This window comes from Streptomyces blattellae (assembly GCF_009709555.1).
Taxonomy (GTDB): Bacteria; Actinomycetota; Actinomycetes; order Streptomycetales; family Streptomycetaceae; genus Streptomyces; species Streptomyces blattellae.
Window position 1 is genome coordinate 148882 of sequence record NZ_WJBG01000167.1, and the last position, 23938, is coordinate 172819.

At 70.5% G+C, this 23938-nt stretch carries 17 protein-coding genes; 14 read left to right on the forward strand and 3 right to left on the reverse strand.

All coding sequences use genetic code 11. The features are described from left to right. The first annotated feature begins 23 nt into the window (after positions 1–23). The 7 genes from GFH49_RS21765 (at position 24) to GFH49_RS21805 (ending at position 10661) form a co-directional block, all read left to right on the forward strand. The gene (locus GFH49_RS21765) at positions 24–335 is read left to right on the forward strand and encodes a YlxR family protein (protein WP_155057775.1); all 312 of its coding nucleotides are present in this window, start codon (positions 24–26) and stop codon (positions 333–335) included. Positions 336–481: 146 nt separating this feature from the next. Then, positions 482–3622: a translation initiation factor IF-2 gene (gene infB, locus GFH49_RS21770; RefSeq protein WP_155057776.1), complete on the forward strand. Its 3141-nt coding sequence runs from the start codon at positions 482–484 to the stop codon at positions 3620–3622. Between the two features lie 317 nt (positions 3623–3939). Continuing rightward, positions 3940–4233, forward strand: a complete 294-nt coding sequence (locus GFH49_RS21775; protein ID WP_155057777.1) for a DUF503 domain-containing protein — start codon at positions 3940–3942, stop codon at positions 4231–4233. 39 nt (positions 4234–4272) lie between these two features. Beyond that, on the forward strand, positions 4273–4719 hold the full coding sequence (rbfA, locus tag GFH49_RS21780; protein ID WP_155057778.1) for a 30S ribosome-binding factor RbfA: 447 nt from the start codon (positions 4273–4275) through the stop codon (positions 4717–4719). Next, positions 4716–5621 (forward strand): tRNA pseudouridine(55) synthase TruB, encoded by a 906-nt coding sequence (truB, locus tag GFH49_RS21785; protein WP_155057779.1) that lies wholly within the window; start codon positions 4716–4718, stop codon positions 5619–5621. Before rbfA ends, truB begins: the two co-directional genes overlap by 4 nt. A 254-nt stretch (positions 5622–5875) precedes the next feature. After that, positions 5876–9571, forward strand: coding sequence for a trypsin-like peptidase domain-containing protein (locus GFH49_RS39445; RefSeq protein ID WP_230396410.1), 3696 nt, complete (start codon positions 5876–5878; stop codon positions 9569–9571). A 130-nt stretch (positions 9572–9701) separates the two neighbouring features. After that, positions 9702–10661, forward strand: coding sequence for a bifunctional riboflavin kinase/FAD synthetase (locus GFH49_RS21805; RefSeq protein WP_155057780.1), 960 nt, complete (start codon positions 9702–9704; stop codon positions 10659–10661). Between the two features lie 154 nt (positions 10662–10815). Here GFH49_RS21805 and GFH49_RS39450 read toward each other — a convergent pair whose 3' ends face one another. The 3 genes from GFH49_RS39450 to eccE all read right to left on the reverse strand — a co-directional run bounded on the left by GFH49_RS39450 (position 10816) and on the right by eccE (position 16090). Continuing rightward, the gene (locus GFH49_RS39450; RefSeq protein WP_196218076.1) at positions 10816–13764 is read right to left on the reverse strand and encodes an SCO5717 family growth-regulating ATPase; all 2949 of its coding nucleotides are present in this window, start codon (positions 13762–13764) and stop codon (positions 10816–10818) included. Between the two features lie 182 nt (positions 13765–13946). Beyond that, positions 13947–14777: a hypothetical protein gene (locus GFH49_RS21815; protein WP_155057781.1), complete on the reverse strand. Its 831-nt coding sequence runs from the start codon at positions 14775–14777 to the stop codon at positions 13947–13949. Next, positions 14777–16090 (reverse strand): type VII secretion protein EccE, encoded by a 1314-nt coding sequence (eccE, locus tag GFH49_RS21820; protein WP_155057782.1) that lies wholly within the window; start codon positions 16088–16090, stop codon positions 14777–14779. The genes GFH49_RS21815 and eccE overlap by 1 nt, the downstream gene beginning before the upstream one ends. 444 nt (positions 16091–16534) lie before the next feature. Here eccE and eccB point away from each other — a divergent pair, with 444 nt between their 5' ends. The 7 genes from eccB to mycP (GFH49_RS21855) all read left to right on the forward strand — a co-directional run. Next, a complete protein-coding gene (gene eccB / locus GFH49_RS21825; RefSeq protein WP_155057783.1) occupies positions 16535–18118 on the forward strand; it encodes a type VII secretion protein EccB in 1584 nt (527 codons plus the stop codon). Between the two features lie 223 nt (positions 18119–18341). Further along, a complete protein-coding gene (locus GFH49_RS21830; protein ID WP_155057784.1) occupies positions 18342–18653 on the forward strand; it encodes a WXG100 family type VII secretion target in 312 nt (103 codons plus the stop codon). Between the two features lie 97 nt (positions 18654–18750). Beyond that, positions 18751–19035 (forward strand): WXG100 family type VII secretion target, encoded by a 285-nt coding sequence (locus GFH49_RS21835; RefSeq protein WP_155057785.1) that lies wholly within the window; start codon positions 18751–18753, stop codon positions 19033–19035. Between the two features lie 287 nt (positions 19036–19322). Continuing rightward, complete coding sequence (mycP, locus tag GFH49_RS21840; protein ID WP_155057786.1) at positions 19323–20597, forward strand: type VII secretion-associated serine protease mycosin; 1275 nt, start codon at positions 19323–19325, stop codon at positions 20595–20597. Between the two features lie 93 nt (positions 20598–20690). Next, the gene (locus tag GFH49_RS21845) at positions 20691–21035 is read left to right on the forward strand and encodes a DUF2563 family protein (RefSeq protein ID WP_155057787.1); all 345 of its coding nucleotides are present in this window, start codon (positions 20691–20693) and stop codon (positions 21033–21035) included. A gap of 38 nt (positions 21036–21073) precedes the next feature. Continuing rightward, positions 21074–22513: a hypothetical protein gene (locus tag GFH49_RS21850; protein ID WP_155057788.1), complete on the forward strand. Its 1440-nt coding sequence runs from the start codon at positions 21074–21076 to the stop codon at positions 22511–22513. Between the two features lie 124 nt (positions 22514–22637). Beyond that, a partial coding sequence (gene mycP, locus GFH49_RS21855; protein WP_268867517.1) for a type VII secretion-associated serine protease mycosin occupies positions 22638–23938 on the forward strand: 1301 nt, incomplete at its 3' end.

A 23938-nucleotide genomic window follows, 5' to 3' on the forward strand; every position in this document is an offset into this window, starting at 1 on the left:
GGCGCGGGGAGGTAGACTTAAGGGTGTCTGGCCGGACGCGAGCCCGCGCATGCCCTGAGCGCACCTGTGTGGGGTGCCGGGAGCGAGCGGCCAAGACTGATCTGCTGCGCATCGTGGCGATCAGGGACGCATGCGTCCCTGATCCACGCGGTACGCTGCCCGGCCGGGGTGCCTATGTACACCCCGCCCTGGTCTGTCTCGACCAGGCGGTACGCCGCCGGGCGTTCACGCGGGCGCTGCGCGCCCCGGGAGCGCTCGACACAAAGGCGTTGCGCCACTACGTCGAGGAGACAGAAGCTTGTCAGCAGCACCTTGCTGAGCAGGCAACACCGTAAGACGCGTCGTGCGGAACCCCGTGCGGCCCTGGTACCTCGCGAGTCGGAAGTAGGTCGAGATTGCGATGAGCACTCGATGAGTACGCGATGAGTACGCCCATGAAGTAGCGACGGTCCGGCCGCAACCCGGACCTAAAAGGAGCGAAGTGGCTAAGGTCCGGGTATACGAACTCGCCAAGGAGTTCGGGGTTGAGAGCAAGGTCGTCATGGCCAAGCTCCAAGAACTCGGTGAATTTGTCCGATCTGCGTCCTCGACGATCGAGGCGCCCGTTGTCCGCAAACTGACTGACGCCTTCCAGGCCGGTGGTAACGGCAAGTCCGCCGCCAAGCCCGGTGCCCCCAGGAAGGCCGCCCCCAGGCCCGCCGCGCCCTCTCCGGCGCAGGCTGGGGCCCCCTCCCACGCCGTCAAGGCAGTGGGGGAACGTCCGGCTGCTCCCAAGCCGCCGGCCCCCAAGCCCGCAGCGGCCGAGCGGCCCGCTGCCCCGTCGGCGCCCGCGCCGGCCACTCCGGGTCCGCGCCCGACGCCGGGCCCGAAGCCCGCGCCGCGTCCGGCCCCGGCGGCACCCACGACCCCGGAGTTCACCGCCCCGCCGTCGGCTCCCGCGCCGTCCGCGCCGCGTCCCGGTGCGCCCAAGCCCGGCGCCCGTCCCGGTGGGCCCGGTGAGCGCCGCGGTGACCGTGGCGAGCGTCCGGGCGGCGACCGCCGTCCCGGCGGCCAGGCTCCGCGTCCGGGTGGCCAGGCTCCGCGTCCGGGCGCCCGTCCGGCCGGTCCCCGTCCGGGGAACAACCCCTTCACCTCCGGTGGCTCCACCGGCATGGCACGCCCGCAGGCGCCCCGTCCGGGCGGCGCTCCCCGACCTGGCGGCCATGGCGGCCCCGGCGGCCCCGGTGCCCCGCGTCCGCAGGGTGCGGGCCAGGGCGGTCCGCGTCCCCAGGGCGCGGCCGGCGGCGGTCCCCGTCCGCAGGCTCCGGGCGGCAACCGTCCGAGCCCGTCGGGCATGCCCCGTCCGCAGGCCCCGCGTCCCGGCGGCGGCCCCGGCGGTCCGGGCGGCAACCGTCCGAACCCCGGCATGATGCCGCAGCGTCCCGCGGCCGGCGGTCGTCCCGGTGGCGGTGGCCCCGGTGGCCGCGGTCCCGGCGGCGGCGGTCGTCCCGGTGGCGGTGGCGGCGGTCGTCCGGGCGGCGGCTTCGCCGGTCGTCCCGGTGGCGGTGGTGGCGGCGGCTTCGCCGGTCGTCCCGGCGGTCCGGGTGGCGGCGGTGCCGGTGGCGGCTTCGCCGGTCGTCCCGGCGGTCCCGGTGGCGGCGGCGGTGGCCGTCCCGGCTTCGGCGGTCGTCCCGGTGGTCCGGGTGGCCGTGGTGGCACGCAGGGTGCCTTCGGGCGTCCCGGCGGTCCGGCGCGTCGTGGCCGCAAGTCGAAGCGGCAGCGGCGCCAGGAGTACGAGGCCATGCAGGCCCCGTCGGTCGGCGGCGTGATGCTGCCTCGCGGCAACGGCGAGGCCATTCGCCTGTCGCGCGGTGCCTCCCTCACCGACTTCGCGGAGAAGATCAACGCCAACCCGGCGTCCCTCGTCGCGGTGATGATGAACCTCGGCGAGATGGTCACGGCCACCCAGTCCGTCTCCGACGAGACGCTGGAACTCCTCGCCGGCGAGATGAACTACACGGTTCAGATCGTCAGCCCCGAGGAGGAGGACCGCGAGCTGCTGGAGTCCTTCGACATCGAGTTCGGCGAGGACGAGGGCGACGACGAGGACCTGGTGGTCCGTCCGCCGGTCGTGACCGTCATGGGTCACGTCGACCACGGTAAGACCCGGCTCCTCGACGCCATCCGCAAGACGAACGTCATCGCGGGCGAGGCCGGCGGCATCACCCAGCACATCGGTGCCTACCAGGTCTCGACCCAGGTCAATGACGAGGACCGCGCGATCACCTTCATCGACACCCCGGGTCACGAGGCGTTCACCGCCATGCGTGCCCGTGGTGCCCGGTCGACCGACATCGCGATCCTGGTCGTCGCGGCCAACGACGGCGTCATGCCGCAGACGGTCGAGGCGCTCAACCACGCCAAGGCGGCCGACGTCCCGATCGTCGTCGCGGTCAACAAGATCGACGTCGAGGGCGCCGACCCGACCAAGGTGCGCGGTCAGCTGACCGAGTACGGCCTGGTGGCCGAGGAGTACGGCGGCGAGACGATGTTCGTCGACATCTCCGCCAAGCAGGGCCTGCACATCGACTCGCTGCTGGAGGCCGTGATCCTCACGGCCGACGCCTCGCTCGACCTGCGGGCCAACCCGAACCAGGACGCGCAGGGCATCTCGATCGAGTCCCGTCTCGACCGCGGCCGCGGTGCCGTGGCGACGGTCCTCGTCCAGCGGGGCACGCTGCGGGTCGGCGACACGATGGTCGTGGGCGACGCCTACGGCCGGGTGCGCGCCATGCTCGACGACACCGGCAACAACGTCACCGAGGCGGGCCCGTCGACGCCGGTCCAGGTCCTGGGCCTGACCAACGTCCCGGGCGCGGGCGACAACTTCCTCGTCGTCGAGGAGGACCGTACGGCCCGCCAGATCGCCGAGAAGCGTGCCGCCCGCGAGCGCAATGCGGCCTTCGCCAAGCGCACGCGCCGCGTCTCGCTGGAGGACCTGGACAAGGTGCTCAAGGCCGGCGAGGTCCAGCAGCTCAACCTCATCATCAAGGGTGACGCTTCTGGTTCCGTCGAGGCTCTGGAGTCCTCCCTGCTCCAGCTGGACGTCGGCGAAGAGGTCGACATCCGCGTCCTGCACCGCGGCGTCGGTGCGGTCACGGAGTCGGACATCGACCTGGCCATGGGCTCGGACGCCATCGTCATCGGCTTCAACGTCCGTGCGGCCGGCCGTGCCGCGCAGATGGCGGAGCGCGAGGGCGTCGACGTCCGGTACTACTCGGTGATCTACCAGGCCATCGAGGAGATCGAGGCAGCCCTCAAGGGCATGCTCAAGCCGGAGTACGAAGAGGTCGAGCTCGGTACGGCGGAGATCCGCGAGGTCTTCAAGTCGTCCAAGCTGGGCAACATCGCGGGTGTCCTCATCCGCTCCGGCGAGGTCAGGCGCAACACCAAGGCGCGTCTCGTCCGCGACGGCAAGGTGGTCGCGGAGAACCTCAACATCGATGGTCTGCGTCGCTTCAAGGACGACGTCACCGAGATCCGCGAAGGGTTCGAGGGCGGTATCAACCTCGGCAACTTCAACGACATCAAGGTCGACGACGTCATCGCGACGTACGAGATGAGGGAGAAGCCGCGGGTGTAACAGCCGACGGCACCTGCTGGCCGACGGGACTCCGGTCCCGTCGGCCAGTACCTTCTCTCACCGGGGGCGTCCAACGCCCGCAAGGGGCGCGGGGCTGTGTCGATATGCGGCTCCGCCGCGTGGGCGCGGGCAACCACACACGACCCGCACCCGCACAAGGACACACACCGCCATGGCGCTGACGCGGGAGCCGGGCGCAGCCCGCGGGCGAAACCCGGTCGAGCCCTGTGGCAGGGGCGCGGTACCGTTCTTGATGTCCCCGCCGACTGACTGGCGGGGCCATCGATCCCGTACCGGCGGGTGAACCGGTTACACACATGTATGTGGGGACGTTGTCCTTCGACCTGCTCCTCGGCGACGTACGGTCGCTGAAGGAGAAGCGCTCCGTCGTCCGCCCGATCGTCGCCGAGCTCCAGCGCAAGTACGCGGTGAGCGCGGCCGAGGTGGACCACATGGACCTCTACCGGCGGGCCGAGATCGGCATCGCCATGGTGTCCGGCGACGCCGGTCACCTCACCGACGTACTGGACCGGTGCGAGCGGCTGGTCGCGGGGCGCCCCGAAGTGGAGCTGCTGTCGGTGAGACGCCGCTTCCACGGTGACGACGACTGACCCAGAGAACCAAGACAGGAAAGAACGGGAGACGGACCAGTGGCCGACAACGCGCGCGCCAAGAGGCTGGCGGACCTCATCCGAGAGGTGGTGGCCCAGAAGCTGCAGCGTGGGATCAAGGACCCGCGGCTCGGCTCGCACGTCACCATCACGGACACCCGGGTGACGGGCGACCTGCGGGAGGCGACCGTCTTCTACACCGTGTACGGCGACGACGAGGAGCGGGCAGCCGCAGCCGCCGGCCTGGAGAGCGCCAAGGGCGTCCTGCGCTCCGCGGTGGGCGCGGCGGCGGGCGTGAAGTTCACGCCCACCCTCGCCTTCGTCGCGGACGCCCTGCCGGACACCGCCAGGAACATCGAGGACCTCCTCGACAAGGCGCGTGCCTCCGACGCGAAGGTGCGCGAGGTGTCCGCGGGCGCCGCGTACGCCGGTGACGCGGACCCGTACAAGAAGCCGGGTGACGACGAGGACGACGCCGCCGAATGACCCAGAAGAACCGGACGCCCGACGGCCTTGTCATCGTCGACAAGCCGTCGGGCTTCACCTCGCACGACGTCGTCGCCAAGATGCGCGGCATCGCGAGGACACGACGTGTCGGCCACGCCGGCACCCTCGACCCCATGGCGACGGGCGTGCTCGTCCTCGGTGTCGAGAAGGCCACCAAGCTTCTCGGCCATCTCGCGCTGACCGAGAAGGAGTACCTGGGCACGATCCGCCTCGGGCAGACGACCCTCACCGACGACGCCGAGGGCGAGGTCACGGGATCGGCCGACGCCTCGAAGGTGACCCGCGAGGCCGTCGACGCCGGGATCGCCAAGCTCACCGGCGACATCATGCAGGTGCCGTCCAAGGTCAGCGCCATCAAGATCGACGGCGTGCGGTCGTACAAGCGGGCCCGGGACGGCGAGGACTTCGAGATCCCGGCCAGAGAGGTCACCATCTCCTCCTTCGCCGTGTACGACGTCCGGGACGCCGTCGCCGAGGACGGCACGCCCGTGCTCGACCTGGTCGTCTCGGTGGTCTGCTCGTCCGGCACCTACATCCGGGCGCTCGCCCGTGACCTGGGCGCCGACCTGGGCGTCGGCGGACACCTCACCGCGCTGCGCCGGACGCGCGTGGGACCGTACAAGCTGGACTCGGCCCGGACCCTGGACCAGCTCCAGGAGGAGCTGACCGTGATGCCGATCGCCGAGGCCGCCGCGGCGGCGTTCCCGCGCTGGGACGTGGACGCCAGGCGGGCCCGGCTGCTGACGAACGGAGTACGGCTGGAGATGCCCGACGAGTACGCGGGCAAGGGTGCCGTGGCCGTGTTCGACCCCGACGGCGGATTCCTCGCGCTCGTCGAGGAGCAGAAGGGCAAGGCGAAGAGCCTTGCCGTCTTCGGCTGAGCAGCCCTTTTCCCCTGCCCCTCCCGTGGAGCGACGGGCACGGGGTCGTCCTCTGCCCGCCGCTCCACGGTCCCCCTCGGTTCCCCCACCCCTAGGGTGTATCCAGCGGACCCCTCCTTTTCACCCGTCCGGGCAGGCGCTCGGAGTGAACCGAGGGAGCGGAAGGGGGCGCGTTCGCGGCGCGATCTGTCCCGCTGATCACCTTGTGCCTACGGTCGAATACGAGCATGGGTGGACGGCGGGGAGGTTCGACCATGGCGGGACGGGGCCCGCGGACCGGAGGCGGACAGCGGACGCCGGCCGGCACGGGCGACGATACGGGCGACGGCACGGGCGTGGAGCGCGGGCGCGACGAAGTCCTCGTCCGTCTCCAGGACTTGGCGGGGCGCCCGCGCGGCACCGGATTCGTCGCCGACCACGAGGGCACGGTCGTCACCAGCCACGAAGCCGTCGACGGCCTGACCCGGCTGGTGGTGCGTGCCGCCGACGACCGCACCTGCCTGGTGACCGCCGACGCGGTGACCCCGCTGCCCGACCTGAACCTGGCCCTCGTCCGCACCGCGGGACTCGGCGTGGACCCGCTTCCCGTCTCGGTCCGGGACCGGATCGAGACCGGCAGATACGTCCGCCTCCTCGCGGGATGCTGGCGCGAGGCCCGCGTCCTCGACGTGACCGCCGTGACGTACACGGCCACCGACCGCTTCCATCTCCTCGACGGCGCCCTGGAGTTGGCGATCGGCACCGCCGGCCGCGACGCACTCCGCCTCGGCGGCGGGGCGGCTGGGGGACCGGTCCTCGACACCACGACCGGCGCCGTCCTCGGCGTCCTCGGCACGGCCCTGCAGTCCGGCCACCGCAGCGTCGGTTTCGCCGTGCCCCTGCCCCGTACCACCGAAGGCCCACTCGCCGACCTGCTGGCCCGCAACGCGGCGACGGTGCCCGCCTACGGCGCGGATCTCAACCTGGCCGGTGTACTGGAACTCACGGCCATGTCACATGGCCAGAACGTCTCGCCGGGTGCGGTCGACCTGTTCGCGCCGGTCGCCCCGGTCGCGCCGGTCGCCCCGGTCGCGCCGGTCGCCCCGGTCGCGCCGGTCGTGCCGGTCGTGCCGGTCGACCTGCTCGCCCCGGTCGAACAGGTCGATCCGGTCGAACGTGTCGAACGGGTTGAACGGGTTGAACCGGTCGAACGGGCGGCTACGGTAAAGGAGTTCGCCGAGTTCACCAACTCGTCCGCGGCCGTCCTCGCCCTCGTCGGCCCACCGGGCACCGGCCGTACGACAGAACTGGCCGCCCTGGCCGCTCGTCGCCACCGAGCCCCCACCCTCTGGCTCCGCGGCGCCGACCTGCACGCCGACGACACATCGATCGCGGACGCGGCCCGCCGCACACTGCAGCGAGCGGCCCGAACCGTCACCCCGGAACACCTCGCGCAGGTGGCCCACGACGCCGACCGCCCCCTGCTCCTCCTCCTGGACAGTCCCGAGCACATGCCTCCGCCCCTGGCCGACCGACTCCCCGAGTGGACGGACGGCACGGTGAGGTGGCTGCGGGAGAAGGGGGCGCAGTTGGTGCTGGCGTGCAGGGAGGAGTACTGGGAGTGGGCGGGGGCTCACTTCCCAAGAGGCCTGTTGCATATCTCAGCGCGTCTGCACATCTCAGCCCGTCCGGCGTTTGAGGACGAGGCCGGAGGCCGCTCGGGGGTCCAGGGGGCGGAGCCCCTTGGCGGGGTCGAAGGGGCGGAGCCCCTTCAGGATGGGACGGGTAGGGGCGGCGGGGGCGAGACTCCCCGACGGCCACCACGGCCCCACCCGCACCTACCTCCCTGCATCCACCTGACCGACCTCACCGCCGACGAGGCAGCCCTCGCCCGCTCCCGCTACGCCATCCCCGACGGCACCCTCACCACCCCCGACGCCCACCACCCCCTCACCCTCCGCCTCCTCTCCGAGGTCCTCGCTGCCCTCCCCGACGCCCGAACCCCCGCCATCCCCGCCACCCCCGCCACTCCTGCCACCCTCACGACCCCCCTCGACCGCCACGACGTCTTCACGGCCCACCTCGACCTGATGAGCCTCCGCATCGCCACCTGCCTCGCCACCGAAACCGGACTGCACGGCACCGCCGTACGCAGACTCGCCGCACAGGTCTCCGGCCGGATCCACGCAGCCGCCCGCCGCAGCCTCGGCGAGGGCCAGGGCGCACTGGACCGGGAGTCGTTCGAGGCGCTGTTCCCCTTCGGCACCGGCTGGCCGTCCGCCGTCCTCACCGAGGGCCTCCTCGTCCCCGCAGGCACCGGCTACCGCTTCGCCCACGAGGAACTCGCCGACTGGCTCCAGGGCATGCATCTCGACCTGGCCGAGGCCCTGCACACCCTGATCAGGCATCCGCAGGACCCGCACCACCGCATCGGCCCGGTGATCCAGTCCCTGCTCCTCCTCGCCCGCCAGCGGGGCGCCCCCGAACTGGCCGCCCGCCTCCAGGAGTTGGTCGACGCCCTGGATGCCGACCCGCGCTCCTGGTGGCCCGCCCGCCTCCTGGCAGAAGTCCTGCCGCGGGTATCCGACGCGACGCCGTACACCGGTGTCCTGCGACTGCTCGCCGACCGCGTGGTGGCATGGCGGCAGCAACACCCCACGGCTCCCAGCGACTTCGGTCCGCGATTCTGGACCGCCCTCGCCCTGCCCGAGGTCACCCGCTTCGACCTCCTGCGCCGGCTCCTCCTCGCCGACCCCGCCCCGGACGACACCGACGGCCCCCGTTACCTCGACGCCGCCGCGCACCTGCTCGCCGCCGCCCCCACCGCCGTACAACCGCATCTCACCCGTTGGTTCGACGACGAGCGCCCGCTGCCCGCCACCCCGCACGCGACCGTCGCGAAGGCCGCGCAGGCGCTGCTGCACACGCATCGCCACCGGGCCCTGGACGACCTGACGGAGGTGCTCGTCGACTGTGCGCACCGTCGCGCCGAGGAACTGCTGGACGTACTGGCGGAGGACGAGCCGTCGGCGATGTGCCGGGCCGTCGACCGATGGGCGCACGACGCGCGGCCGGCGCGGCGGGCCGCGGCGGCGGTGTACGGGCTGCGGGCCGCGCCCCATGTACGCACCGAGGCTGACCGTGAACTGCTCCGCTACGCCGCCCTCGCCCTGCTCGCCCACCCCGCCGACCGCACCCTGCGCGGCGGCGCGCTCGCCCTCCTCGTACGGGATCCGCGGGCCCGGGCCCGCCATCTCCCGCAGGCGCTGCGGCACTTCGCGTCCGGGGATCCGCACATCCCGCCGGGTGCGCTGGTCGGCGCCCTCGCGACCCACCCGGATCCGGTGCTGGACGCCTTCCGGGAGCGGCTGCGCCGGCCGGACGGCGGGGAGGCGCTGCGCACGCTCGCCGATGTCACGACGCCGACTCTTGCGCGCCGGGTCGCGGGTGTCGTAAGGGAGGCGGTGCAGCGGCGGCCGGAGACGGCGGCGGATGTGGCGGCGTACGTCGACCGGCGCCTGGACCAGGGACCGGTCGCCCGTTCCGTACTGTTCCCGCTGGTCACCGGTCTGCTGGACGGCGGCCCCGAACAGGTCCGGGCCGCGCTGGCCCCCGTACTGGCCGCTCGTGGCACCCCCGCCTCCCGCCCCCTGCGCCGCGAACTGCTCGACTTCCTGCTGGCCCATGAGCGCACCCCCACCGTCCTCGACGCCCTCCTGCGCGCCGCCGCCTGGCACGGCGGGCCCGACCTCCGTGACCTGGTCCGTCACATCGGCCTCCTCCTCGTCCGCACCCCGGACGGCGCGGCCCGCTTCGACCGCGCCCTGGTCGACCTGGGCCGCCAGGTCCGCGGCTTCGCCACGCTGGTCGCGGGCTGGCTCACCGACGCGCCCGCGGAATGGGCGGCGGTCGTCGGCCCCAGCGCGCGCCGCATGATCGAGAGCCTGGCGGGCCCCCGCGTGCCCGCGTGAGCGTGCGCCCTGTCACAGCCCAGATGCCGATGCGGGCCGGGCGGACGCGGCATGGCACCCTTAGACCTGCGTAGGAACAGGCTCAGACACGGACACAGGTTCGGCGAGTTTCCGACAAGGAGCAGACACAGTGCAGCGCTGGCGTGGCTTGGAGGACATCCCCCAGGACTGGGGGCGCAGCGTCGTCACCATCGGTTCCTATGACGGAGTCCACCGCGGACACCAGCTGATCATCCGGCGTGCGGTGGAGCGCGCCCGCGAGCTGGGCGTTCCCTCCGTCGTGGTCACCTTCGACCCGCACCCCAGCGAGGTCGTCCGCCCCGGCAGCCACCCGCCGCTGCTCGCCCCGCACCACCGCCGCGCCGACCTGATGGCGCAGCTGGGCGTGGACGCGGTGCTGATCCTCCCCTTCACGACCGAGTTCTCGCGGCTGTCGCCCGCCGACTTCGTCGTCAAGGTCCTGGTCGACAAGCTGCACGCCAAGGCGGTCGTCGAGGGCCCCAACTTCCGCTTCGGCCACAAGGCCGCGGGCAATGTGGAGTTCCTCGCCGAGCAGGGCAAGGTCTACGACTTCGAGGTCGAGGTGATCGATTTGTACGTGTACGGTGAGGCGGGCGGCGGCCAGCCCTTCTCCTCGACCCTGACCCGCCGACTGGTCACCGAAGGGGACGTCGAGGGCGCCGCCGAGGTCCTCGGCCGCCCACACCGCGTCGAGGGCGTGGTCGTCCGCGGCGCCCAGCGCGGCCGCGAACTCGGCTTCCCCACGGCGAACGTCGAGACCCTCCCGCACACCGCCATCCCCGCCGACGGCGTCTACGCGGGCTGGCTGCACGCACAGGGCGAGGCCATGCCGGCCGCGATCTCCGTTGGAACCAACCCGCAGTTTGACGGCACCGAGCGCACGGTGGAGGCGTACGCCATCGACCGCGTGGGGCTCGATCTGTACGGGCTGCATGTGGCCGTGGACTTCCTCGCCTATGTGCGCGGGCAGGAGAAGTTCGACTCGCTGGAGGCCCTGCTGGAGGCCATGGCGGGGGATGTGAAGCGCTGCCGTGAACTGATCGGGGCTGCGGAGGTCCCGACCGTCTGATCCCACCCTCTGATTCCGGCGTCTGATTCCGGCGTCTGATCCCGGTGGACTCGCGCGGACGGCGGAGGGCCGGCACTTTGCTTGGTGCCGGCCCTCCGCCGTTGTCGGGCGCTGCCGCCCACTCCCGCTACTCCCGCTACTCCTGCTACTCCCGCTATTCCTGGGTCCAGCCCGGCGGTACGACGCCCTGCTGCGGAGCCTGGGGCGGCGGCGCCGGCTGCTGTTGCTGCTGCCAGCCCTGGTCCGGTCCGGGCTGCTGCTGCGGAGGCTGCTGCCACTCCTGCCCCGGCTGGGGGGCGCCGCCGGGCGGGGCGTAGTGCTGCTGGGGCTGCTGGGGGGCCGGGTAGCCCTGCTGGGGCTGCTGGTACTGCGCGTTCGGGTTGCCGAAGCCCTGCTGCGTGCGGGTGATGTCCTCGGCGATGAGGGCGGCGAGGTCGAAGTAGGCCTCGCGGGTCTTCGGCCGCATCATGTCCAGGTCCACCTCGGCGCCCGCCGCGAGATGCTCGTCGAAGGGGATCACCACGACACCGCGGCAACGGGTCTCGAAGTGCGCGACGATGTCCTCGACCTTGATCATCTTGCCGGTCTCACGGACACCGGAGATCACGGTGACCGACCGCTGGACGAGGTCGGCGAAGCCGTTCGCCGACAGCCAGTCGAGCGTCGTCGAGGCGCTGCTCGCACCGTCCACCGAGGGGGTGGAGATGATGATCAACTGGTCGGCGAGGTCCAGCACTCCGCGCATGGCGCTGTAGAGCAGACCGGTACCGGAGTCGGTGAGGATGATCGGGTACTGACGGCCCAGCACGTCCAGCGCGCTGCGGTAGTCCTGGTCGTTGAAGGTGGTGGAGACCGCCGGGTCCACGTCGTTGGCGATGATCTCCAGGCCCGAGGGCGCCTGCGAGGTGAAGCGGCGGATGTCCATGTAGCTGTTGAGCTGCGGGATCGCCTGCACCAGGTCGCGGATGGTCGCGCCGGTCTCGCGCCGGACCCGTCGGCCGAGGGTGCCGGCGTCCGGGTTGGCGTCGATCGCCAGGATCTTGTCCTGCCGCTCGGTGGCGAGCGTGGCGCCCAGCGACATGGTCGTCGTGGTCTTGCCGACGCCGCCCTTGAGGCTGATCACCGCGATCCGGTAGCAGGACATCACCGGCGTACGGATCAGCCCCAGCTTCCGCTGCCGCTCGGCCTCCTCCTTCTTGGCGCCGAACTTGAAGCGGGAGGGGCTTTGGTTGTTCTTACGGGCCTTGGGCTGGTTGCGCAGCAGGCGGTCGGAGGACAGTTCGACGGCGGCGTTGTAGCCGAGGGGGGTGCCGGGGGCGGCTTGCTGCTGCTGGGGGGCGCCGGGGCCGGACTGGGGGCCGGGCGGGGCGGTCCAGCCCTGGTTGGCCTGGTTGGCCTGGTTGGCCTGGTTGGCCTGGTGGGGCTGGTGGGGCTGATTGGCCGGGGGGCCGTATCCGGCGGGTGGGGTGGCGGGGTGCTGTGGAGGTGCCTGCGGCGGCGCCTGTGGGGGCGCCTGCTGCTGGGGCGGGGCCGGGGGCTGCGGGGCGGGCTGTTGCTGGTAGGGCGAGGGTTGCTGGGGCGGCTGCGGTGCCTGCGGGTAGCCGTAGCCGGGCTGCGGCTGGGGTTGGGATGGGGGCTGGGGAGGCTGGGCCGGGTTCTGGGGGTAGCCGTACCCGTCGGGCTGGGGCTGTCCGGGCTGGGGTGCCTGCTGGGGGTAGCCGTATCCGGCGGGCTGCGGGTGGCCGGGCTGCTGCTGCGGCGGCTGGGGCGCCTGTCGCGGGTCGGCCGGTGCCGGGTGTCCGCCCTGTTCCGGGTATCCGGGCTGCGGGGCCGGGGCCGGCGGCTGGGCCGGGCCGAATGCGCCCTGCGGCGGGGCCTGGTGCGGGGGCTGGGCGGGGTTCTGGGGGTAGCCGTAACCGGCGGGCTGGGGTGCCTGCTGCGGCGCTCCCTGGGCAGGCTGCGCGGGCAGGTAGCCCGGCGGCAGCGGGGGAATGGCCTGACCGGCCTGGGGCAGGGGCGCCGGCATGGCGGGCTCCTGCTGCGGCTGCTGCCCCTGAGCGGCAGGCGGTGCCTCGGGAGCGGGGGGCTGCGGGTCGCCTTCCGGCCCTGCTTCGGCTGTGGCTGAGGCTGCGTCGGCGTCCGTCGGCGAGGAGGGGGCCGTAGAGGAGGGGGCCGTATCGGACGGGGCGCCCGCGGTCCCCTGGCCGTCCGTACCGTCCCTACCGTCCGTCTCGACCGTACCGGCAGCCTCGGGCGCCGGACCGGCGGAGCCGCCGCCCGGCTCGGCCTCGGCGCTCCGCTCCGCGTCCGGCTCCTCATCGTCGGCACCGCCGAACAGCCGCGCGGCCTCGGCATCGGCGGCGGTGTGGTTGAGGTTGGGGAGTGGCTCACCGGGGGCGGGTTCGTCAGGGGTGCCCGGCGCGGGGGCGGCGGCCTGGGAGGCGCCGCCCTGGGAGTCCTGGTCGACCGGCCGCAGCACGGGGAAGCCGGGGGCGGCGGGAGGCGGCGTCGACGGCTGCTGAGCCGGTACGTGACCGCCCGAGGTGTCCTGGCGCTGCTGGGGCACGCTCGCTGCCGCCTGCTGGGGGTAGCCGTACGCACCGGGCGCGGCGGTGCCCGGCTGCTGCTGGGGTGGCTGCGGCTGCTGCGGCTGCTGCGGTTGGGAGGACGGGGGCTGGGCGGGCTGCGGCGGTTGCGGCTGGGGCTGCTGCGGGTATCCGTAGCCGTCGGTTCCGCCCGGGTTGGTCTGGCTCGCGCCGGGCGCGTCCGGCGCGGGCTGCTGGGGCGCGGGCTGCTGCGGTGCGGGTGCGCGATAGGTGTACGGCTGGGCCGGCGCGGGGGCGTTCGGAGGGGGAGCCTGCGGCGCGGGACCGCCGGGTGGTCCGGCGGACGGCACGGCGGGTGATCCGGTCGACGGCGGAGGGGGCGGTGAGGTCTGCGCGGGTTTGCCCGGTTCGTCGGCTGCGGAGCCGCCCTGCGGCTTCGGGGCGTACCAGGCGGGAGGCGTGTAGACGATTTCGAACTCACCGGTGAGTTCGGTCTCGTTCTCGTCCCCGTCAGAGGACGGGCCGCCGCCGTTGTAGTCGGACCGATCCCTGTTCACTGCTTGCCTCCTGGTCAGCCACTGCTGCTGAATTGGTCGTCGCGGCCGGGCGGACCGAGTGGCGAACCCCACGCGGCTGCGATCGTCACCGCATCACCAGAAGCCTAATCATTCGTGTCGCGCTAGGGAAAAGCGCCCGCAGGCACGGCCGGTTCGCACCCCATGCCCGGAAACGGAGACGTTCAGTCCATCCGGCGGGCGACGCCGAGCAGGCCCGTCTCCGCGTCGGTGGGTTCGGTCATCACGAAGGTGCGGTGCTTGCGGGTGCACCACAGGGCGACGCTGTCATGAAGGTTCGAAAGGTACTGCAATGGCTCGTCCGGAATGCCCAGAGTGTCCCGTACGATCTCGGTCTCTTGGGGAGAAATGCGCTGAATGCCGACCAGTTGGGCCTGAGCCAGCCAGCGCGGCGCGTGCTCGCTGACGAACGGCAGCACCGTCACCACGGCCTGCCACGGCAGGGAGGTCACCCGGCCGCGCGGCGGGCGGATGCCGCAGTCCCGGAACAGGACGACCGGGCTGGAAACGGAGGGACCCTGAGCGGGCACCCGTCCCACCGGGTAGACCGTCACGCACTGCTGGCCGCCACCCGCCGACTGGGCCAACTGCTGCCACGCCTGCGGCCGACCGGTCTCCACGCCCACGCGCGCCCCCGTCGCGGCGACCCGCAACGCCAGTACCTGGGCGAGCCAGAGACCGCCCACGAGCACGACGTCGAAAGGGGTGGGGCGGGACAGGCCCAGCACGGCGGGCTGCGACGCCCGGTCGGTTCCGATGATCACGCCGTCGTCGCCGATCGGCATGCTGATGGCCGGAAGCTCGTCGACGGTGACGACATGGCGGTTCCGGCGCGGCCCGCGCAGTCCGAACCCCGGGCTGAAGACGCGCCGTTGCTGCCGCGGCTCCTGCGTCCGGATGATCGGGATCATGCCGGTGTCGGAGGGCGAGGCCACGTGCGCGGGGGTGGACCGGCCCGGCTGGCCCGGGGGCATGGTCGGGGAGGGGTGGGACATCAGTACGTACCTCCGAGCGGCAGAGTGGCGAGGGCTCCGGGGACCTGCTCCCGGTCGAGGCGGACCAGACCGACCTTCGCGGCACTCGCGGTCCGCTCCAACTCACGTCCCACCTGGCCGAGTTCGCTGTCACCCCGGGCGGTGACACGGATGTGCCCCGCGAAAGAGACACCGCGGCTGCCGGCCTTGCTCAAGGTCACGCTGAACGTCGTGGCGAGCACCGGGAGAGAGGTGAACTGCGCCACCAACTGGGGCAGCGCCACACCGCCGTTCCCCAACTGCGGCCAGCGGGACACCCAGTACGTCGTGTGCCACCGGTCGTCGACCCGCCACGTCCGTACCGATTCGACCGTACGGCGCTGGGTACGCCCGTCCTGGCCGTGCTGCGCGTTGGCGCGAGGGTTCAGGCAGCTGGACGTCGCCAGCGCCTGCACCAGCTCGGTCTCGTCCAGGATGGTCGCCTTGAATCCGGCCCCGGCCAGTCGGCTGGCCAGTTGGTCCGCCACCCGCAGCAGAGCGCGCTGCGCCCCGGGAACGCCGTCGCCGCGCGCCTGAACGGCCTCCGGGCACAGCTCCGGGTCCAACTTCAGGGCGACCCAGGTGAGTCGCAGCGCGGGCGAACCGGCCTGCGCCTGCAGTGGGCCGTACGACCGCGCGGCGATCGACTGCTGGGGCAGATGCGGGGCGGGCGCCGGCTGGGTGTGCTGGACCACCTGGGCGGAGGCGAGCCGGATCCCGTCGACCTCCAGCGCCTCCTGGATCAGCTTCAGCGGCAGTTGCCGCCCGGCGGCCTCCGGGCGCAACGGCTGGTCCGCCGGCTGCACGAAGAGCACCGCCGTCAGGAAGGTCCCGTCACCGATCAGGCCGATCGAACGGTCGTCGCGGGACATGAAGTCGTAGGTCCGCAGCGCCGGATCGCACTCCACCACCGGAGCCAGCATCGCGTCCGTACCCGGTGGCACGGGCAGCTTGGCCTCGCGCTGACGGCGCCTCAGGGCGCGCGCCGTGTCGTACCACTCGGCCAGCGGCCGACGACCCCGGCGCAGGACCGCGAGAAGCAGCAGCAACGCCGCCACGGCACCCGCCGGGGCCAGCAGCCAGGACACGTCGGTGACCCAGGCGACGAGCATGACGGCCGCCGCGAACTCCACCAGGATCAGCTGCTGCAGCCGTACCGGGCCCATCCCCCCGGGGGTGGGCAAGGTGCGCAGCGACGCGGCGGCGGGGGCCGGAGCCGACGCGCGTCCGCGGTCGGGACCGTCCGGTTGCTGCTGTGCGCGTCGTTCGCGCCGAGTGCTCGTAGCGCTGGTCATCCCCCGGGACATCCCTTTCGCGAAGTGGTGGCCGTTCGTCGGGCGTCCATTGGCCCACATCGTCCATACGAGTGGCTCACGGTACCCGCTGCCGGGCACAGGCGGCACAGCGGAGCAGGGGACACCGACCCCGGCTGGCCAGCCTCGCACGGACCGGCGCCGCATGGTGGCGCATGGTGGAGCGCTGTCGTGAAGCTCTGTGAAGATGATCTGTGAAGATGCGGGGACGGCCGTACCCTGATGGATCGCTGCGCCGTGGCGCAGTGCATAGTGGGTGCCTGCTCGGTGGGTGCCTTCTTGGCCGGAGCGGCGGCCTCACGACTCACGGTCGGACTCAGGGGTTTGCCTCACGGTCGGCCTCAGGACGCGCGGTCAGGCGTGACCGGGCACGGTCGAGCACCATCGGGGACCAACGGGGACCAGGATTCGGGAGACACGGGGACCATGGCAAAGCGTCGGGATGAGCTCGCCGCCTACGCGTTCGCTCGCAAGCGCACCGTCGCGGCGTTTCTGGCGCCGTCCCCGGGAGGCTCCGAAGAGGGTGCGCCGCGTCCCGTTCGTACGGTGATGCCCAGCCTGGCGGTGGGCGTGGTGCTGGTGATCGGCTTCATCGCCTGGGGCGTGATCAGGCCCACGGCGCCCAAGGGCTGGGACACTCCCGGCGAGTACATCATCGTCGACAGCGACTCCACGACGCGGTACGTCGTCCTCAACGACGAGACGTCGAACGGCAAGAAGACCAGGACGCTGCACCCCGTCCTCAACTACGCCTCCGCCAAGCTCCTCCTCGACAAGGGCAAGGGCAGCGTCATCGAGGTCCCCGGCAAGGAGATCGACAAGAGCGGCATCCCGCACGGCGCGACCCTCGGTATCCCGTACGCCCCCGACCGGCTGCCCGCCAAGGACGACGCGGAGAAGGCGAAGACCTGGGCGGTGTGCGAGCGCCCGGCCTCCGGCTCCGGCACGGACGACGCCATCGACCGTGCCGTCTTCGTCCTCGACACCGACGACGCGAAGTCGCTGAACGACGCGGGGAAGGTCGACCCCCGCGAGGCCCTGTACGTCAGGGACCCCGGTACCGGGCAGGAGTACCTGGTCGACGGCAGGGGCAACCGCTTCCTGCTGGGCGGTTCGTCAGGTCTCGACGACACCACCATGGAGCAGCTGCGCGCCGCCGTCATCGGCACCACGGCCGAGGCGCAGCCGGTGAGCGAGGAGTGGCTGCGCACCCTCAACGAGGGCGAGGACATCACCTTCCCGACCGTTCCGTCCGCCGGCGCGACGACCGCGGTCCAGGGACTCCCCGCCGCGGCGAGCACCGTGGGCCAGGTACTCACGGCACAAGAGGCGCAAGGCCCCCAGTACTACGTCGTCCTGGCGAACGAGGTCGCCCGCATCACGCCGTTCGTCGCCGCTCTGCTCCAGGTGAAGGACGGGGTCGACCCCATCGAGGTCGACACCCGCGACGTCATCGAGGCCAACGGCGGCCCGGCGAACAGGTTCTACGCGGACAAGGGCTGGCCCGAGACGGTTCCGCGGCAGGCCAATCCCGCGGCCACCGCGACCGGTGAGGCCCGTACCACCTCGTGCAGCGTCTACGACGGCACCATCGGCGCGGACAGCAAGCCGCAGCTCGCCGCCTGGGCCGGAACCGCCTACCCCAAGAGGGTCGTCGCCGAATCGCTGAGCGCCTATGTCTCCTCCGGCTCGGGGCTCCTCTTCCAGGAGGTCACCGGTGCGGCGGGCGGCGGCGGTGCGACGTACCTGCTGACGGACACGGGCCTGCGGTACTCGCTGCCGACGAACAACGACAGCGAGGCGGAAAGCGGCGGCAGCGGTTCGTCCTCGTCCTCGTCCTCGTCGTCGGAGGGCGAGTCGGGCGACGCGAGCGAGACGGCCAAGGCGCGGACGCGGCTGGGCTACGAGGATCTGTCCAACCCCGTGTTCGTGCCGCAGACTTGGGCGACGTTCATCCCGAAGGGCCCCACCCTGGACACCGGTAGCGCGGCACAGCCGCAGAGCCAGTGAGGTGCGGGCGTGCGGGCTTCCCAACGAGGTTGCGGCCGACGGGACTTGACGGCGGCCGTGCGCCTGAGCATCGCGCAGGTGTGTGAATGCTGTAACTGAAAGACCTTGCCTGTGGGTAAGGGGCAGGCGGAAGATAGAGTGCTTCCGGCGTTCACGAACGGAACGCCTCTCCGGGGCCGTCAAGGGTTTCCCGGATCAACGACGACATGGGGGAAGGTTCATCATGGCCGGCCAGTTCCGGGTAACAGAGGACGAACTGACCAAGCTCTCCGGCGACATCACCACGGTGAACGGTCAGCTGCAGGGCGAGATCCGCCGCCTCAACGGAGTGATCGACCAGATCGCGGGCGGCTGGCAGGGTACGGCGGCCTCGTCGTACCGCCAGCTGCAGGAGCGCTGGAACGCGGACGCGAAGAGGATGAGCGACATCCTCAACGACATCAAGGAAGCCGTGGACTCCACGCGGAGCAACTACTCCGCGTCGGAAGAGCAGCAGAACTCCGAGATCAGCAAGATCATGTCGGACTTCGGCTGATCGAGCCGTGCGGGCGGCCGACCGGTTCCACCTGGCTCTGCCCAATCTCCACAGCTTTCCACCGATTTCCTCTGACTCTTCCTGAAAGGGAACGACGATGTCGATTCTCGTCAATTACGCAACCATCACCAACGCGTCCACCGACGTGCAGACCACCGCCGGTCGCATCAAGCAGCAGCTTGACGACCTTGAGGCCGCGGTCAAGCGTGTCGCCAACACCTGGGAAGGCGAGGCGCAGGAGGGCTACCAGCGCAAGCAGCGCGAGTGGGACCGCACCGCCGCCGACCTGCACGCGACCCTGCTGAAGATCTCCACGGCCCTGCAGAGCGCGGCCGAGAACTACCAGGCCACGGAGAAGAGCAACGCCAGCACCTGGAGCTGAGCGGAGCCCGGAGGGGTGTGAGCCCGGAGGGGCATGACATGCGCAGGATCGGCCCAGCAGGCGCCATGGCGTCGGCTGGGCCGCCCCTTTCTACGGGGTCGCACACAACACCTCCAGCGAACCTTCACGGCAGTGGACGGGCTGCCGACCGCGCATGTGTCAGTTTCGACGTGTTCGAAACGTTCGAAGTCGACGAAGCGGCAAGGCGCAGACGTAGTAGCCCAAGCAAGCCGCAAGCAGTCAAGCAAGCACACACAAGTGAGCAAGGAAGCCCTGGGAGCCTGGACATGAGGGGCCTGGACGTGGAGGGCCTGACAGCCCGTCCGCGCAGCGGTAACGGTGGAACCCGCGCACTGCAGCGGGCCTTTGGTGTGCTCGCGGCGATGGGAATCTGCCTGGCATCCGCTCCACCGGCACTCGCGGACTCCGCCGGTGCCGACAATCCCGACTTCGGCCTGGCGGCCAGCTCGGAGTGCGTCTTCGGCGGCGACGTCATCAAGTCCACGCCGTGGTCACTTCAACGCGTCCTCCTGGACCAGCTGCGCGAACAGGCGACGGGCAAGGGTGTCACCGTCGCGGTGATCGACACCGGCGTCGACGACTCCAACCCCCAGCTCCGCGGCGCCGTGGCGGCCGGCAGCAAGTCCTACGTCGGCGGCTCCGCCACCGATGACCTCGAAGGCCACGGCACAAGGGTGGCGGGCATCATCGCAGCGCGCCCCCTGAAGGGCACAGGCTTCGTGGGTATCGCACCGGAGGCCGAGATCCTGTCCTACCGCTACACGGGCGGGGAGAACAAGCAGGGCAACTCGGCCACCATGGCAGCCGCCATCGACGCCGCGGTGGCCGCGGGCGCCGAGATCATCAACATTTCCTCGGACACCGCGGACAAGTCAGACAACCTGCCCCTGGCGAACTCCGTGGCGAACGCGGTGAGCAAGGGCGCGTTGATCGTGGCGGCCGCCGGCAATGACGGAGCGGACGGCAAGTCGGCGAACACGTACCCCGCCTCGTACGACGGCGTCCTGGCGGTAGCGGCCTCCGACCGCAACGACGAACGGGCCTTCTTCTCCCAGTCCGGCGACTTCGTCGACATCGCCGCACCCGGCGTCGGCATGGTCTCCACCGTCCCCAAGAGCGGCCAGTGCACCGCCGACGGCACGAGCTTCGCCGCACCGTACGTCGCGGGCGTCGCCGCCCTGCTGAAGCAGAAACACCCGGACTGGACAGCGGCCCAAATCGCCACCCACCTTGAGGAAACAGCCCAGCGACCGGGCCGGGAACCCAACCGCTTCATCGGCTGGGGAGTCGTGGACCCGGTCGCCGCGTTGTCGGACGACTCCACGCCAGGAACCTCACCGTCACCGGATCCGGTGACGACCCCGGGCGGGGATGGGGTGGTCCCGATGGCAGTGACCATGGGAGAGACCGAGGCTGAGCGGGAGCGCCGAATCGCCATGTATGTCTTGGGCATTGGCGCGGCGCTGGCGCTGGTGGTTGCTGGGAGTGGAGTGGCTGTGCGGGACTGGCGGGCGCGGCGGGGTGGTCGGGCTGGTGGGTAGGAGCAGTTCGGGTTGGGCGGTGGCTTGGGCGATGGCTTGGGCGCCGAGTGGGCGCGCTGACAACTTGAGGAACAGGGGAGAGGACAACGGGGTATGAGCAACGGGATGCGGGTCGATCTGAGCGCTCTGGATGAGGTCATCCGGAAGCTGTGGACGTTGCTGGACGATATGGATAAGGCGGGGCAGACGTCGCGGTACAACACGGAGATCCCCGCCAGCGCGTTCGGGGCCATGTTCAAAGAGGCGGGCGACCTGCACGCAGCGCACCATGACGCGAAGACTCAGCTTGAGGGCGCGATCGGGGGACTTCACAGCCTGATCGAAACATTCGGCACGAGCACCTCCAAGGTGAAAGACAAGTACACCGAGCAGGAGTACGCGACCAAGCGACAAATGGGCGATAATTCCGGAGGATCTAACGGTGACTTTGCCAAGTAGACCGATCGAGAATCGCCTAGAGAGGGGAAGCGTTCAAAATGGCCGGTGACAAGGAACTGCCTGCGCCCGAGATCGAGTATGCCACCTGCGCTGTGGACCCGGGGCGGCCTCAGACCAAGACTCAATTCATCGACCACTCACTCAAAGAGCTCAAGCAGATGCTTGAGGGTGCCAACCCGGGGGCGATCGAAGAGGTCGGCCGCCACTGGGGAAAGGTCAACGAAATTCTCGCCGGTGGCGAGGGAGGAGGGGTCGCTGGCCTGCTCGACAAGGCAGTCGATAACGTCTTGGAGCACTGGGAGGGTGAAGCAGCCAGCAGTTTCGAGAAGCAGGCTCGCAAAATCTCGCAGAGCCTACGAAACGCAGCATGGCATGCTGACCTCAACAGGTCCCAGATGGCTGACGCGGGTGCGCAGTTGCGGATCGCGAAGACTGAAGTGGATGGCCTTGAGGAACCCGGCGCCTTCGAAAAGGGTCTTGATAACCTGACCGAGATTACGACCACCGGAGCCAACGCCGACAAGGCGCTTGCGAGAGGCGACATGAGCGCCGCGCAAATTGCCCACGAATATGAGAGCGATATCGGTTCCAGCAGGTTCGTGCAACTGAAGGCCGTCGGGGCGATGGAGACTCTCGGGGCCAACTACATGCGAGTCACTCGGAACTTGGAGAACAACCGCGCGTACCAGGACGACAAGGGCCATATCAAGGAGCCCAATGGTGATGTGGAGTACTCACCACCTGTCACACCTGGTGGAGTTGGTGCGTCCCGACCGGGAATCGCGGGCTCAGGTAGTAAGCCGTGGAGCGCAGGTCCGACTACGAGCGTCAAGCCGGCCCCAACGGTGCCACGTGATCAAGGCATTACAGGAGGTACGCAACTCCCGACCGCCAAGACAAAGGTGGACAGCATTTCTCCCGGCCTGACGGGGACCGGGCCTAGCTCTGGCACCGGGGGCACCAGCGTCGGTGGGGGCGGCGTTGGGACCGGCGGTGCTCAAAGCCCTGGCATCGTGGCTCCTGGCGGAGGGACTGGCGTCGGGCGTGGTACACCCGCACGGGGCGGTAGCGGCGTCGCGGGCGGCGGTCGCGCAGCGGGTACTGGTGCCGCAGCAGGCCGCGGTGGCGGAGGCCGAGCCGGTATGGGCGGCATGGGCGGCGCGGGAGCTGGCGCAGCTGGCCGAGGCGGTGCTGGCGCTGGCGGGCGTGGAGCCCTAGCGAAGTCCCGTGGTGGTGTGGTCGGAGCGGCCAAGGGCATCACGGGCAAGGGTGCCGGTGGCGGTGCTGGTCTGCATGGCAGCCGCGGCGGAACCCAGCGCGGAGCTGGTGCAATGGCTGGCGGTATGGGCGGTCGCAACGGTCGACGGACCAACGACGAGAATAGCCAAGGCGAGCGTCCCGACTACCTGGTCGAGGACGAAGAGACCTGGATCTCGGAAGAGGACCGCAACCGGAACGTACCGCGGACCATCGAGTAGGCGCACGAGTGAGCCGCACGGAGCGAATGTGCGGCTCACTCGCATGATGACTGGCGGAACCAGTCGTGGTTGAGTGAGGAGCAAAGAAGTGAGTTTCAAGCGAGTCTGGCCTACGGCGGGAGTCGTGACACTGACAGGAGCTCTGCTCCTCACTACGGCCCCAACTGCATCGGCGGACTACGTCAGAGATCAACAATGGGCCCTGAACGCATTCGCAGCAGAAGACGTTTGGGCTGAGTCCCAAGGAGAGGGCGTTACGGTTGCTGTCGTCGACTCTGGAGTCGATTCCGATCACCCTGATCTCAGCGGCCAGGTCCTCGAAGGAAGAGACTTTACTGGCGGTGGGAGCGCCAAAGAGGACGTCTTCGGGCATGGGACTGCTATGGCAAGCGTTATCGCTGCACATGGTCATGGTGCGGGACGCGACTCCGGTATGATCGGACTGGCACCCAAGGCCAAGATCTTGCCGCTTCGCACGTATCAAAAGGAAAACGACAAGAATCCAGATGCCGTGTGGAGTACTGCTGTTCGGTACGCGGTCGACCAGGGCGCGAAGGTCATCAATTTGTCCTTTGGTGCTGATGGCGGCAAGACTTCAAGTGAAGGTCGCGAGGCGATTGCATACGCACAAGCCCGCGATGTCGTGGTTGTTGCAGCCGCAGGAAATAATGGAGCTGTTGCTGTTGAGGAGCCAGCAGCACTGCCCGGCGTTATTTCTGTCGGTGCTATCGATGAAAACGCAAACCGGTGGATTGGCTCCAATAGCGGCAAAGGGCTCACCCTCATGGCCCCCGGCGTCCAAGTTCTTTCCGCAGACCCCGAGTCATCGCAGGGATACAGCCTTTCTGACGGAACCTCAGATGCTACTGCCTACGTATCTGCCGCTGCGGCCCTGGTTCGCTCTAAGTACCCCGACCTCTCCGCAGGCCAAGTAATCAATCGCCTGATCAAGTCGGCCACCTTTGCGCACCACGAGGGTTTGAAGGCACCCGACGAGGAGTACGGCTACGGGATCGTTCGGCCGTACTCGGCGCTCACGATGGACATCCCCGCCGGCCCCAAGGAGAACCCTCTAGGCCAGCTCCAGTCGTCCGACTCGTCTTCTGGGGAAACGGACACCTCAAACCAGGCCGAAGAGGAGGAGTCCTCCTCCAGCAACGTCCTCGTCATCGCCGGTGGCATCGCAGCCGTCGTGGTCGTCATGGCCATCTTCTTCGCGGTGATCCGGAGCCGCCGCAACCGCGGTAACAACGGCCCTGGCCCCGGCGGCGGCTTCCCTCCCCAGGGCACGGGCTATCCGCCTCAGTCCCCGACGGGCTACCAGCCGTACCCCAACGCAGCTCCTCCCAACCAGGGCTACCCCACGCCTCCCGGACAGCCCCCACAGCACCCCAACCCCTACGCCCAACAGCCCCCGCACCAAGG

Bases quoted from the DNA above. Each gene is read 5' to 3' on its own strand.
- GFH49_RS21775 (WP_155057777.1), top strand. From the start codon at position 3,940: ATGTATGTGGGGACGTTGTCCTTCGACCTGCTCCTCGGCGACGTACGG.
- truB (WP_155057779.1), top strand. From the start codon at position 4,716: ATGACCCAGAAGAACCGGACGCCCGACGGCCTTGTCATCGTCGACAAG.
- GFH49_RS39445 (WP_230396410.1), top strand. From the start codon at position 5,876: ATGGCGGGACGGGGCCCGCGGACCGGAGGCGGACAGCGGACGCCGGCC.
- GFH49_RS21815 (WP_155057781.1), bottom strand. From the start codon at position 14,777: ATGTCCCACCCCTCCCCGACCATGCCCCCGGGCCAGCCGGGCCGGTCC.
- eccE (WP_155057782.1), bottom strand. From the start codon at position 16,090: ATGACCAGCGCTACGAGCACTCGGCGCGAACGACGCGCACAGCAGCAA.
- eccB (WP_155057783.1), top strand. From the start codon at position 16,535: ATGGCAAAGCGTCGGGATGAGCTCGCCGCCTACGCGTTCGCTCGCAAG.
- GFH49_RS21830 (WP_155057784.1), top strand. From the start codon at position 18,342: ATGGCCGGCCAGTTCCGGGTAACAGAGGACGAACTGACCAAGCTCTCC.
- GFH49_RS21835 (WP_155057785.1), top strand. From the start codon at position 18,751: ATGTCGATTCTCGTCAATTACGCAACCATCACCAACGCGTCCACCGAC.
- mycP (WP_155057786.1), top strand. From the start codon at position 19,323: ATGAGGGGCCTGGACGTGGAGGGCCTGACAGCCCGTCCGCGCAGCGGT.
- GFH49_RS21845 (WP_155057787.1), top strand. From the start codon at position 20,691: ATGAGCAACGGGATGCGGGTCGATCTGAGCGCTCTGGATGAGGTCATC.
- GFH49_RS21850 (WP_155057788.1), top strand. From the start codon at position 21,074: ATGGCCGGTGACAAGGAACTGCCTGCGCCCGAGATCGAGTATGCCACC.